Below are 13099 nucleotides of genomic sequence, written 5' to 3'. Positions count from 1 at the left end.
AACAATGCCCGCCGAACGACAGACACTCCCCACCTGGACCGAGGAACGGCTCCAGGCCCTGAAGCAGCACTTTGAGGCCGGGCTGACCTGCCGAGAGATCGCCGCCGAGCTTGGCGTCAGCCGCAACGCCGTGATCGGCAAGATCTCCCGCCTGGCGCTGACGCGCGACAATGGCGGCGACACCAGGCGCGTGGTGCGCGCCGAGACGACACGCGATGGCGCACGCCGTCCCGTGCCGAAGCTGCGTCGCCGCATCCTGCGCGCGGTCCAGAACGACCCGCCGCCTGTGATCGTCGAGGAGCCGGTCGGCACCGTCGTAAACGGCTGCTCGCTGTTCGAGCTCTCTAAGGAACGCTGCCGCTGGCCGATCTCGACGCCCGGCGCGGATGATTTCTGCTTCTGCGGATCGAAGCCGATCGAGGGGCTGCCGTATTGCCCGAGCCACACGCGGATGGCGTACCGGGTGGCGTCGTCGCGGTAGGCAACAATCTGCCGAGCTCCTTGTCGGAGCCTTCCCCGCGCGGGCAGCAGAGCCCGCATAGAGCTAGCTGACGCGCTACGCCTTGCTAAGTCTCCGCGTTCTGCGGGGACGGCGCGGCGGTCTCGTCTCCCCTCCCCCTTGCGGGGAGGGGTCGGGGGTGGGGTCCACGCGCACCGGACTTCGTGAAGCACACCTTCGAATGTTGCCCAGCACGTCATTGTTCCAGAAGCGAAGAACGCGATAGCCGGCGGCTTCGAGCTGCCTGGTGCGCACAGCGTCCTCTTCTTTCCGCCAGTCATGCTGGCCACCATCAACTTCGATCACCAGCTTCGCTTTGCGGCTAGCGAAGTCGACGACGAAGGGACCAATCTGCGCCTGGCGGCGGAAGTGAGAGCCCGCCAGCTTGAGGTCGTTGCGAAGATGCTGCCAGAGGACGCGCTCGGCTTCGGTTGGCTCGGCGCGCATGTGGCGGGCGAAGGATCGTCGGCTGTCGTCCATGGCATCCGGTTTCATCATTGGCAGCGGGACTCGTGGACCCCCACCCCCGACCCCTCCCCGCAAGGGGGAGGGGAGCTCACCGTCTGCGTAGCGAGAGCAGCGATCTTTAACTAACAACAATCCCCTACCCCAGCTTCCACCCCGCCTCCTGCGCGAAGCGCTGGAAGAACTCGGGCTCGTAGGCCTGCTCCGGCGACTGGCGGACGCGCAGGTCCAGCAGCTTGGCGTCCTCGCCGACGAGGATGCGCCATTGCTCGGCCTTGACGCCGTCAAGGATGATCTTCGCCGCCTGTGCCGCCGTGGTCGGGGCGTCCTCGAGGAAGCTGCGGGCGCGCTCGCGGGCGGCAGCCTGGATGTCGGCATCGCTCATGGCGGCGACGTCGATGCCCATGCCCTTCATGCGCTGGCGCGCAAGCCCGATCTCGGTCTCGCTCAGCTCGTCTGACTCGGTGCCGCTCTGCACCTTGCGCGAGTTCGACACGATCGAGGTGCCGATGTGGCCGGGCATCACCACCGAGCATTTGATGTGCGGGGCGTTGAGGCGGAGGTCGTTGATCAGCGCTTCGGTAAATCCCTTCACCGCGAACTTTGCGGCGCTGTAGGCGGTGTGCGAGACGCCCATGCCGACCGAGGCCCAGAAGCCGTTGACGCTCGAGGTGTTGACGATATGGGCCTCGTCTGCCTTCAGCAGCATCGGCAGGAAGGTGCGGACGCCGAGATAGACGCCGCCCCAGCAGATGTTGAAGGTGCGCTCCCACTGCTCCCGGGAGTTGGTGAACAGGCTGCCGCCGCCGCCGATGCCGGCATTGTTGAACAGCAGGTGGATCCTGTCCGTGGCCTGCTGCTCGGCGAGCTCATCGCGAAAGCGCTGCAGCTGCGCTTCGATCGAGACGTCGGCGACATGGGTGGTGACACGCAGGCCCTGCGGCAGCTTCTCGGCCTCGCACAGCCGCTTGGTTTCGGCCATCGCCTCGGCCGAGACGTCGCACATGGCGACGTTGCAGCCTTCGGCAACGAGCTGGCGCGCGAGCTCGCGGCCCATGCCCGTGCCGCCCCCGGTGATCACGGCGATCCTGCCGGCGAAATCCTTCATTGGATGGTCTTCCTTCCCTGCTGCGGGACGGCCATGCCGTCCCGGCGACTTGCTCGTTCTCTTCGCGGAACGCGTTCCGAGCTTAGGACGTTTCGCCGGCCTGACCAGAGGGGATGTCGGGGATTTGCGTTGCAGCGCATGCAACGAAGATTTCAGCTTGGGGTTGAACCTTCTCGAGGGGCGTCCGACTTATTCCACGGGGAGGCAGGCTCGAGGAGGTTCGCATGGCGTACCAACAGGGGCACTGGCAGGACGAAGGCTGGCGCGACACGATGGTCGATCCCGCGGGATCTGACGACGGCGCCTATGTGACGGGCTGGACGATCAGCGGGCTCGCAGTGATCGGCACCATCGTCGCGGTCTGGCTGCTCGGGATCTGAGACCCCGAGACCGTCTGCAGCAGATATGAAAAGGCTCGCCACCGGCGATCGGCCTGCGCAGGACGATTGCGCCGCCGCTCCTCCTCGCCGCGACGTTCGTTCTGCACCGCTTTGAGCTGGAGGCCGCCGCCGCGTCGCAGGCAGCGGTACAGGTCCCATCCGGTCGAACTCGTTGCATACAATTAAAGTCAATTGACTAAATTTTAGGCTGATATCAGGCAGGAAATTCGTCTGCCTAAGCTGCGATCATCTGCAAAATGTTGCCATTTCAACAGCTTGGTGCGCCTGCCTTCCCGCGCGCCGCTGGCACAAAGCTTGCGATCACTCCCTTCAAGGCTCCGCCGTGGCGGTGAAGCCGAGATGACAGCGCGGGCGGACCGACCCGCCGAGGGAGCTCACCAATGGACTTTGGCAGGATTTCACGACGGCATCTGTTGCAGGGTGGCGCGGCGCTGACGCTCGGCGCAGCCGCGGGCCTGCGGCCGGCCTTCGCAGCGGAGACGACGATCGGCTTCATTTATGTCGGCTCGCGCGACGACTACGGCTACAACCAGGCGCATGCGCAAGGCGCGGCGGCGCTGAAGAAGCTGCCCGGGCTGAAGGTGATCGAAGAGGAGAAGGTGCCGGAGACCGACGCGGTCGAGAAGACGATCGAGTCGATGATCAATCTCGACGGCGCCACGCTGCTCTTCCCGACCTCGTTCGGCTACTACAATCCGCACATGATCAAGATGGCCGCGAAGTATCCGAAGCTGCGCTTCGAACACTGCGGCGGCCTGTGGAGCGAGAAGGACCCGAAGAACGCCGGCTCCTATTTCGGTTATATCGACGAGGCGCAATACATTGCCGGTATCGTCGCCGGCTATACGAGCAAGAGCGGCAAGCTCGGCTTCGTCGCCGCCAAGCCGATCCCGCAGGTCCTGCGCAACATCAACGCCTTCACGCTCGGCGCCAAGCTCGCCAATCCCAAGGCCACCACGCAGGTGATCTTCACCGGCGACTGGTCGATGCCGGTCAAGGAGGCCGAGGCCACCAACAGCCTGATCGACCAGGGCGTCGACGTGCTGACCTGCCATGTCGATGGTCCCAAGACGATGGTGGAGAATGCCGCGCGCCGCGGCGCCTTCGTCACCGGCTATCACGTCAACCAGTCGCCTTTGGCACCGAAAGCGTATCTCACGGGCGCAGAATGGAATTGGGAAGCGCTGTATCCGAAGTTCGTCAAGATGCTCCAGGCTGGCGAGAGCATTCCGAACTTCTATCGCGGCGGCCTCAAGGAAGAAGTGGTCAAGATCTCGGCGTATGGCGAGGCGGTGTCCGAGCAGGCGCGCAAGCATGCCGACGACATCAAGAGCAAGTTCCTCGGTGAGGGCTACACCATCTTCAAGGGCCCGATCAAGGACAACAAGGGCAACACCGTGATCACCGCCGGCACCGAGCGCGGCCAGAAGGATCCTGAGCTCGAGAAGATGGACTACCTGGTCGAGGGCGTGATCGGAGCCACGTCGTGACATCGGAGGCGGCCGATCCGGTTGATGCGGCCGCCATCGCGCCGGCCGCCGACGCAGGTTTCCTGCAACGTTATGGCGCGAGCATTGAATACATTCTCATCCCGGGCGCGGCGCTGGTCGCCGCGCTCATCGTGTTCGGCATCTTCGTCGCGCTGTTCGGCAAGAACCCGCTCGATCTCTATTGGTACATGTATTACGGCGCGTTCGGCACCTTGTTCTCCTGGCAGAACACGCTGACGCGGGCAGCTCCCTTGATCCTGACAGCGCTGTGCACCGCCCTGCCCGCGCAATTGGGCATGGTGATCATCGGCGGCGAAGGCGCGCTGCTGATCGGCGCGCTCTCGGCAACCTCGGCGGCGCTGGCGCTGCAGGGCATGCCGCCGCTGATGGTGCAGATCGCGATGGTGATCGCCGGCATGACCGGCGGCGGGTTGTGGATCCTGCTGTCCGGGGCCTTGCGGCAGTATCGCGGTGTCAACGAGACGATCTCGAGCCTGCTGCTGGTCTATATCGCGCTCGCGATCCTCAACCATCTCGTCGAAGGCGCGATGCGCGATCCGGCCAGCCTCAACAAGCCGTCGACGCGCGAGATCGGCGCCGCCAACATGATCGGCAGCATTCCCGGCACCGACGTGCATTGGGGCCTGGTATTCGGCCTGATTGCCGCCATCGCGGCCTATGTGCTGATCTACCACACCACCTTCGGCTTTGCCGCGCGCGTCGCCGGCGGCAACATCCGCGCCGCCAAGATCGTCGGTCTGTCGGTCGGCAAATTGATCCTCACCGTCTGCTTTCTCGCCGGCGCCTGCGCCGGCCTTGCCGGCATGGTCGAGGTCGCCGCCGTGCAGGGCCGCACCAACGCCAACCTCGCGGTCGGCTACGGCTTCACCGGCATCCTCGTGGCGTTCCTGGCGCGGCAGAATCCGCTCGCCATCATTCCGGTCGCGATCCTGCTCGGCGGCATCAATGCGTCGGGCGGACTGCTGCAGCGCCGGCTCGGCCTGCCCGACGCCTCGGTGCTGGTGCTTCAGGGCATCATCTTCATCTCGGTGCTGGCGAGCGACGCGCTCTACGGCCGCATCGGTTTCCTCAAGGGAAAGTCCTGATCCATGGCTGACGGCAATATCGGGCTCTGGACCGTGCCGCTCGCGGTGCTCGGCGGCGCCATCCGCGTCTCCACGCCGTTCCTGTTCGTGAGCCTCGGGGAATGCATCACCGAGCGTTCGGGCCGCATCAATCTCGGCCTCGAGGGCACGCTGGTGATGGGCGCAATGAGCGCCTATGGCATCTCCTATCTCACGGGATCGCCGTGGGCAGGCGTGCTCGCCGCTGGCCTCACCGGCGCGCTGCTCGGCGCGCTCCACGCCGGCATCTGCTCGCTGCCGCGCGTTAACGACGTCGCGGTAGGAATCTCGCTGATGCTGTTCGGCACCGGCCTCGCCTTCTTCCTTGGCAAGCCGCTGATCGAGCCCACCGCCGCGCGGCTGCTGGCGATCGATTTCGGCTGGTGGAGCGACGTGCCGCAGGTGCGCGCGGCCTTGCGCATCAACGTCCTCTTCCTGCTCGGCGTCGTGCTCGCGCCGTTGCTGCTGTGGGCATTCAAGACCACGCGCTGGGGCCTCCTGATCCGCACTGCCGGCGAGAGCGCCGATGCGGCGCGGGCGATGGGCCATTCGGTGCTGATGATCCGACTGCGCGCCACCATGGCCGGCGGCTTCCTCGCCGGCATCGGCGGCTCGTTCCTGTCGCTGTTCTATCCCGGCAGCTGGAACGAGGGCTTGTCGTCGGGACAAGGCATCACCGCGGTCGCGCTGGTGATCTTCGCACGCTGGGACCCGATGCTGTGCCTGTGGGCCTCGCTGGCGTTCGGCGGTGCTGCCGCGCTCGGACCGGCGCTGCAATCCGTCGGCGTCACCTCCGGCTATCATCTGTTCAATGCCGCGCCGTATATCCTGACGCTGCTGATCATGATCATCACCTGCTCGCCGAAACGCACCCTGAGCGGCGCGCCGGCTGAATTGTCCATCACCCGCTGATTTCGGAGGTCCATCATGACCACGCGCACCATCCGCTCCGAGCCCTATGCCTGGCCCTACAACGGCGATCTCCGTCCAGAGAACACGGCACTGATCGTGATCGACATGCAGACCGACTTCTGCGGCGTCGGCGGCTATGTCGACAAGATGGGCTATGACCTCTCCTTGACCCGCGCCCCCATCGAGCCGATCAAGACGCTGCTGACGGTGATGCGCGCGCAGGGCTTCCTGATCATCCACACCCGCGAGGGCCACCGCACCGATCTCTCCGACCTGCCCGCCAACAAGCGCTGGCGCTCGCAGCAGATCGGCGCCGGGATCGGCGATCCCGGGCCGTGCGGCCGCATCCTGGTGCGCGGCGAGCCGGGCTGGGAGATCATTCCCGAACTCGCGCCGGCTCCGGGCGAGATCGTCATCGACAAGCCCGGCAAGGGCTCGTTCTGCGCCACCGACCTCGAGCTGATCCTGCGCCTCAAGGGCATCCAGAACATCGTGCTGACCGGCATCACCACCGACGTGTGCGTCCACACCACGATGCGCGAAGCCAATGACCGCGGCTTCGAATGCGTGCTGCTGTCGGACTGCTGCGGCGCCACCGACAAGGGCAATCACGATCACGCACTGAAGATGATCAAGATGCAGGGCGGCGTGTTCGGCGCGGTCGCGACCTCCTCCGCGCTGATCGAGGCGCTGTCGTGATCGGCGACGATCCGACGCCTGCGGGCGCGTTCGGCGTCGAGGCCATCGCGATGACGATGCGCTTCGGCGCGTTCACCGCGCTCGACAATGTCGAGCTGAAGGTCAGGCCCGGCTCGTTCCACGCGCTGCTCGGCGAGAACGGCGCCGGCAAGTCGACCTTGGTCAAATGCATCATGGGCTACTATCGGCCGACCGAGGGCGATGTGCTGATCGCCGAGCGCGAGCGCGCAATCGACAACCCCAGGGATGCGCATGCGCTCGGCCTCGGCATGGTCTACCAGCACTTCACGCTGGTACCGGCGATGACGGTGGCCGAGAACCTGGTGCTGGCGCGTGACGACGTACCGGCGGTGGTCAACTGGGCAAAGGAGAAGAAGGAGCTGGAGGCCTTCCTGGCGCGCATGCCGTTCCGCGTGCCGCTCGACGCCAAAGTGTCGGACATCTCCGCCGGCGAGCGGCAGAAATGCGAGATCCTCAAGCAGCTCTATCTGAAGCGGCGCTTCCTGATACTGGACGAGCCGACCTCGGTGCTGACGCCGGGCGAGGCGGATGAAGTCCTGGGCATGCTGCGCAAGATGGTCGAGGCCGGCGAGCTGACCATTTTGATGATCACCCACAAATTCCGCGAGGTCATGGCGTTCGCCGACGAGGTCACGATCCTCCGGCGCGGCAAGCTCGCCGGCCGCGGCAAGGTCGGCGAGCTCACCCCCGACGACATGGCGCGGATGATGATCGGCGCCGAGCAGCTCACCGTACAGCCGGCGCGCACCGGCGCGGCCGGTGCGATCAGGCTCGCGATCGACAAGCTGGTCGCCCGCGACGACGCCGGAGGCCTGGCAGTGCATGACCTGTCGCTGACCGTACGCGCCGGCGAGATCGTCGGCATCGCCGGCGTCTCCGGCAACGGCCAGCGCCAGCTGGTCGAGGTGCTCGCCGGCCAGCGCGAGGCCGAGAGCGGCGCTGTCAGAGTTTCCGGCGCAGCCTATTCCGCCACGCGCGACGAGATGCGCCGGCACAAGATGTCGCTGCTCCCCGAGGAGCCACTGAGGAACGCCTGCGTCGGCGGCATGAGCGTCGCAGACAACATCGCGCTCCGCGATTTCGACCGCGTTCCGTTCGCGCGCGGCGGCTGTTGGCTGAACAAGTCCGCCTTCCGAAAGGACGCGACCGCCAAGATCAACCGCTACAAGATCAAGACCCGCACGCCGGACACGCCGATCTCGGCACTCTCAGGCGGCAACGTGCAGCGCGCCGTGCTGGCGCGCGAGCTCGGCCACGACGTCGAGGTGCTGATCGCCGCCAATCCCTGCTTCGGCCTCGACTTCGCGGCGGTGGCGCAGATCCATGCCGAGATCATGGCCGCCCGCAACCGCGGCGCAGCCGTGCTCCTGGTCAGCGAGGACCTCGACGAGCTGCTCGAACTGTCGGACCGCCTCGTGGTGATGTTCCACGGCCAGCTGGTCTACGAGACCCGGGCGAGCGGTGCCGATCTCACCGAGATCGGCCGCCACATGGCGGGGCATTGAGCCGGCCCCGCGAAACGACTTCAACGTGTTGACGACTAATTCATCGCGCCGGGGTAACATGGCTCCCGGCGGGCTTTGATCGGCCTGTGATACGCCGCGCCTGCCCGCATTTTCGTTATTGTGTTTCAAACCCTTAGATTGCAGGTCGGTCTCATGAAGGCCTATTTCATCGGCGGCGGCATCGGTTCGCTCTCAGGCGCAGCATTCATCATCCGCGACGGCGGCATCTCCGGATCGGACATCACCGTCTTCGAGAAGCGCCTGCCCTATGGCGGCAGCCTCGACGGCACGCGTCTTCCGGACGGCTCCTACTCGATGCGCGGCGGGCGCATGCTGACGACCGAGCAATACGAATGCACTTGGGACCTGCTGTCGACCATTCCCTGCGAAACCAACGCTCAGGAGACCATCCTCCAGGAGACCGTGGCGTTCAACAAGCTCCACGTCACCCACGCGCAGGCGCGGCTGGTCGACGGCAACCGGCACAAGGTCGACGTCTCCACCATGGGCTTCTCGATGCAGGACCGCATCGAGATGACCAGGCTCACCGAGGCCTCCGAGGAGAAGCTCGGCAATTCCTTGATCTCGGACTGGCTGTCGCCGCCTTTCTTCACCACCAATTTCTGGTACATGTGGCAGACGACGTTTGCCTTCCAGACCTGGCACAGCGCGGTCGAGTTCAGGCGCTATCTGCGCCGCTTCATGAACGAATTCCCGATGATGGATACGCTTGGCGGCGTCAAGCGGACGGTGCACAACCAGAATGACTCGATCGTCAAGCCGCTGGTCCGCTGGCTCGAAGGCCACGGCGTCAACTTCGTCGGTGGCACGGATGTCACCGATATCGAGCTCGTCACCATCAGCGGCAAGCACCGCGCCGTCAGGCTTGCTCTGACGCAGGACGGCGCGAGCCGCACGATCGATCTCGCCGACGACGATCTGGTGTTCTACACGGCCGGCTCCATGACGGATGCGACCAGCCTCGGCAGCCACGGGGCTCCGCCGCAACAGCTCACCAAGGACGACAGCCACGGCTGGACCCTGTGGGAGAAGCTCGCACAGGGCCGCCCCGAGTTCGGCAATCCGGCCGCGTTCAATTCATCGGTTCCGGAATCGAGCTTCGAGTCGTTCACGGTGACCTGCCGCAATGCGCGCTTCTTCGATGCGATGCAGACTTTCACCGGCAATGTCGCCGGCACCGGCGGGCTCGTCACGTTCAAGGATTCGAACTGGCGGATGTCGATCGTGCTCTACACCCAGCCATACTTTCCGGACCAACCCGACAACATCAGGATCTTCTGGGGCTATGGGCTCTATCCCGATCGCGTCGGCAATTTCTTGGGGAAGCCGATGTCCGAGTGCAGCGGCGCCGAAATCCTGAAGGAGCTGTGCGGGCATCTGCGCTTCCCGCTCGCCGTGTTCGACGAGGCGACCTGCGTGCCGTGCTGGATGCCCTACATCATGAGCATGTTCATGCCGCGCAGCTTTGGCGACCGGCCGCTACCGGTGCCGCTCACCTCGCAGAATCTCGCCTTCATCGGCCAATATGTCGAGCTGCCTGAGGACGCCGTCTTCACGATCGAATATTCGGTGCGCGCGGCCATGCATGCGGTCTATCAGCTCTTGAAGATCGACCGGGCCATTCCGCCCGTGACGCCCTACGACAAATCGCTGAAGGTGCTGCTGCAGTCGGTGGTGAAATCATTCGCCTGACGGACCACGCGAGATCGTGATCACCGCGCGTCGCAGCGCTTGACCTGGATCAGTTCCATGAGGGAACACAGCGGCTAAGCCCCGGATCGTAGCACACGATCCCGGGTGAACCATCATGAAGGCGTATTTCATCGGCAGCGGCATCGGCGCACTGGCCGGCGCGGCATTCCTGATCCGTGACGGCGGCGTCGAAGGCCGCGACATCACGATCTTCGAAAAGCACCTGCCCTATGGCGGCAGCCTCGATGGTGCGCGGCTGCCCGACGGCTCCTATTCGCTGCGCGGCGGCCGCATGCTGACGACCGATCACTACGAGTGCACGTGGGACCTGCTCTCCACCATCCCCGATGCCGGCGATCCCAACCGCACCGTGCGCGACGAGACGATCGCCTTCAACAAGGTCCATGTCGCGCATTCGCAGGCGCGCCTCGTCGACCGCAACCGGCACAAGGTCGACGTCTCCACCATGGGCTTCACCATGCAGGACCGGCTCGAATTGGTGCGGCTGACCGAGGCCTCCGAGGAGAAGCTCGGCAACTCCCGCATCACCGACTGGCTGTCGCCGCCGTTCTTCACCACGAACTTCTGGTTCATGTGGCAGACGACGTTCGCGTTCCAGCCCTGGCACAGCGCGGTCGAGTTCAAGCGCTATCTGCATCGCTTCATGAACGAGTTTCCGCGCATCGAGACGCTGGCTGGCGTCAAGCGCACCGTGTTCAATCAGTACGACGCGATCGTCGTGCCGCTCGTCAAATGGCTGGAGGGCCATGGCGTGAATTTCGCCGGCGGCGTCGACGTCACCGACATGGAGATCGCGACGGAAGCCGGCAAGCACGTCGTCAAGCGCCTGATGCTGGATCGCAGCGGCCAGCCGGAGACGATTGCGCTGTCGAGCGACGATCTCGTCTTCCTGCAGAACGGCTCGATGACGGACGCGACCAGCCTGGGCACCCAGGATGCACCGCCGCCGCGGCTCACCAAGCAGGACAGCCAGGGCTGGACGCTGTGGGAGAAGATCGCGAAGGACCGCCCCGATTTTGGCAATCCCGCGGCGTTCAACTCATCGATACCGGAATCCTGCTGGGAATCGTTCACCGTCACCTGCCGCAATCCGCGCTTCTTCGACGCGATGGAGGCGTTCAGCGGCAACGCCGCCGGCACCGGCGGGCTCGTCACCTTCACCGAATCCAACTGGCTGATGTCGGTCGTGCTGTATCACCAGCCGCATTTCGTCGATCAGCCTGCCGACGTGCAGGTGTTCTGGGGCTATGCGCTGCATCCCGATCGCATCGGCAATTTTGTGCCGAAGGCGATGGCCGATTGCGGCGGCGCCGACATTCTCAAGGAGCTCTGCGGCCACCTCAACTTCGATCTCTCGGTGTTCGACCAGGCGACCTGCGTGCCCTGCCGCCTGCCCTACATCACCAGCATGTTCATGCCGCGCAACAAGGCGGACCGGCCGCTGCCGGTGCCGGCGAACTCGAAGAACCTCGCCTTCGTCAGCCAGTTCGTCGAGATCCCCGACGACGTCGTGTTCACGGTGGAATACTCGGTGCGCGCGGCGCAGATGGCGGTCTATCAGCTGCTCGGCATCACCCGGGCGATCCCGCCGATCACGCGCCACGACAAGTCGTTCCGCGTGCTGATCGAGACGATGGAGAAGGCCTTCGCATAACGCCTCTCGCATCGGCAAGAACGAGCGCGCCCGGATCAGTCTCGATCCGGGCGCGCTTTCCGTCTCGCGAGGCACAGATGCGCCTCGATCCTTGTTGCGTGAATTGTCAGTAGCCGAGCAGTGCGAGACCGACCCAGCTGACGGCAAACAGCGATACCACCGAGGTTGCAGCGGCGAAAACGGACAGCGAAACTTTCAAAGTCCTGAGGACCATACGCGCCTCCTTCAACGACAATGAACAGCACATCGGGGTGAACCCCGATGTCAGTCTGAAATTTCCTGGAACCGGCTCCACAACGAGCCGAACACAGGTTTGGTGCGCGCGTGCGCGCAAAGGTTCAAGGTCAGGGTGTGGGGCCTCGATTGAGCTGCTCGATCGTTAACGGACATGGCCGATCGCGGTTCCCGAATGGAACTAGAATCGCTCCAACGAAGGCCCCTCTCCCCTTCAGAGCCGCCTTCTGCGGTGCTCGAAGGTTGAGAAGGCTCCTGGCTGCAAGTTTTTAGGATGGAAACCGGCCGTCAGGCGCTATTTCAGCGGCAGGAACAGGTCCGCAGCCATCTCGTGCTCGGGAACCTCCGGGAAGAAGTTCAACCGCTGGCAATAGATCGGGAAGTCACGCGCCTCCTCGCCGCTGGCCGGAAGCCAGTCGCGATAGAGAAACAGCGCGGCCGGCTCCAGATTGTGGGTGTTGCCGACGACGCGCAGCACCGCGCAGCGTCCGCCGGGGATCACGCCGGCCCTGATTGTTGCGTCCTGCGTTTCGACCGGCTGGTCGGTCCCGACACAAAGGTCCACGCTGTAGTCGGCAGGCGAGGCCGGGCGACGCTCGGAGCGCCAGACCGTGAAGGTTGGATTGGTTCGGGGGTGCAGGCCGGCGGCCTTGCGCCAGGCGATGAAGCGCTGGATCGTGGCGCCGAGCGTGGCCGGGTCGCCGCGATGCTCCATGATCGCCACCGGCGTGGTCAGCACCTCGCGAATCGTCACGTCGTCGGGGGTATAGGTCGTCCGCATCAGCTTGCTCCTTGCGTCGTCGAGAGGCCCGAAGGCCGCAAGCCACGGCTCCCGGTCGGGAGATTTCCGGAACGATGACGGCGATTGCCCGAACCGTTGCCGAAAGGCGCGGGCAAAGGCGTCCGGCGCATCGTAGCCGGCCTCCATCGCGACCTCGGTGACGCTTTGGGCATCGCTGTAGGCCAGCTGATAGGACGCCCGCTTCATGCGGGCGAGCTGGATGTAGCGATTCACGGACAGACCGAAGGTCGCCGTGAACTGCCGGTGGAAATGATATTTCGAGTAGGCCGCGATGCTGCTCAGCGCGTCCAGATCGAGATCATCCTCCAGATGCCGGTCGATATGATCCAGCACCCGCTGCATCCGCGCATGGTAGTTTCGCAGCGCCGCCTTCATCGTTCCGTGCTCCGTGGCGGCTTCAGCTAAGCGCAGGCGGACATGACGCGCTCGACCGATCTTGCGGCTTTGCCGC

Annotated in this window: 12 protein-coding genes; 9 read left to right on the top strand and 3 right to left on the bottom strand. The window is 64.9% G+C overall.

Annotation, left to right across the window (positions count from 1 at the left end):
- The first annotated feature begins 4 nt into the window (after nt 1-4).
- The gene (locus QW887_RS20490; protein WP_315711481.1) at nt 5-481 is read left to right on the top strand and encodes a GcrA family cell cycle regulator; all 477 of its coding nucleotides are present in this window, start codon (nt 5-7) and stop codon (nt 479-481) included.
- Nucleotides 482-556: 75 nt separating this feature from the next.
- Here the strand turns inward: QW887_RS20490 and QW887_RS20485 are convergent, their stop codons facing one another.
- Both QW887_RS20485 and QW887_RS20480 read right to left on the bottom strand, forming a co-directional pair.
- Nucleotides 557-997, bottom strand: a complete 441-nt coding sequence (locus tag QW887_RS20485) for an endonuclease domain-containing protein (RefSeq protein ID WP_316175217.1) — start codon at nt 995-997, stop codon at nt 557-559.
- Nucleotides 998-1103: 106 nt separating this feature from the next.
- The gene (locus tag QW887_RS20480) at nt 1104-2072 is read right to left on the bottom strand and encodes an SDR family NAD(P)-dependent oxidoreductase (protein WP_315711480.1); all 969 of its coding nucleotides are present in this window, start codon (nt 2070-2072) and stop codon (nt 1104-1106) included.
- A 224-nt stretch (nt 2073-2296) separates the two neighbouring features.
- On the opposite strand from QW887_RS20480, the gene QW887_RS20475 reads away from it, so the two are divergent.
- The 8 genes from QW887_RS20475 (at nt 2297) to QW887_RS20440 (ending at nt 11612) form a co-directional block, all read left to right on the top strand.
- A complete protein-coding gene (locus tag QW887_RS20475) occupies nt 2297-2452 on the top strand; it encodes a hypothetical protein (protein ID WP_315711478.1) in 156 nt (51 codons plus the stop codon).
- Nucleotides 2453-2853: 401 nt separating this feature from the next.
- Nucleotides 2854-3963 (top strand): BMP family ABC transporter substrate-binding protein, encoded by a 1110-nt coding sequence (locus QW887_RS20470; RefSeq protein WP_315827194.1) that lies wholly within the window; start codon nt 2854-2856, stop codon nt 3961-3963.
- Nucleotides 3960-5069, top strand: a complete 1110-nt coding sequence (locus QW887_RS20465; RefSeq protein WP_316175216.1) for an ABC transporter permease — start codon at nt 3960-3962, stop codon at nt 5067-5069. Before QW887_RS20470 ends, QW887_RS20465 begins: the two co-directional genes overlap by 4 nt.
- Before the next feature lie 3 nt (nt 5070-5072).
- Nucleotides 5073-5999, top strand: coding sequence for an ABC transporter permease (locus tag QW887_RS20460; RefSeq protein ID WP_315827196.1), 927 nt, complete (start codon nt 5073-5075; stop codon nt 5997-5999).
- A 15-nt stretch (nt 6000-6014) separates the two neighbouring features.
- A complete protein-coding gene (locus QW887_RS20455) occupies nt 6015-6698 on the top strand; it encodes an isochorismatase family cysteine hydrolase (RefSeq protein WP_315827197.1) in 684 nt (227 codons plus the stop codon).
- A 50-nt stretch (nt 6699-6748) separates the two neighbouring features.
- Nucleotides 6749-8224, top strand: a complete 1476-nt coding sequence (locus tag QW887_RS20450) for an ABC transporter ATP-binding protein (RefSeq protein ID WP_316165444.1) — start codon at nt 6749-6751, stop codon at nt 8222-8224.
- 153 nt (nt 8225-8377) lie between these two features.
- Nucleotides 8378-9937, top strand: a complete 1560-nt coding sequence (locus QW887_RS20445) for an oleate hydratase (protein WP_316194887.1) — start codon at nt 8378-8380, stop codon at nt 9935-9937.
- A gap of 115 nt (nt 9938-10052) precedes the next feature.
- Complete coding sequence (locus tag QW887_RS20440) at nt 10053-11612, top strand: oleate hydratase (protein WP_316194886.1); 1560 nt, start codon at nt 10053-10055, stop codon at nt 11610-11612.
- 529 nt (nt 11613-12141) lie between these two features.
- Here QW887_RS20440 and QW887_RS20435 read toward each other — a convergent pair.
- Complete coding sequence (locus QW887_RS20435; protein ID WP_316194885.1) at nt 12142-13023, bottom strand: AraC family transcriptional regulator; 882 nt, start codon at nt 13021-13023, stop codon at nt 12142-12144.
- Nucleotides 13024-13099: the final 76 nt, after the last annotated feature.

This window comes from Bradyrhizobium sp. SZCCHNRI3052 (assembly GCF_032484895.1).
In the GTDB taxonomy this organism is placed as follows: domain Bacteria; phylum Pseudomonadota; class Alphaproteobacteria; order Rhizobiales; family Xanthobacteraceae; genus Bradyrhizobium.
The sequence above is the reverse complement of the archived record's forward strand: the minus strand, read 5'-3'. Positions and strand labels throughout refer to the sequence as shown.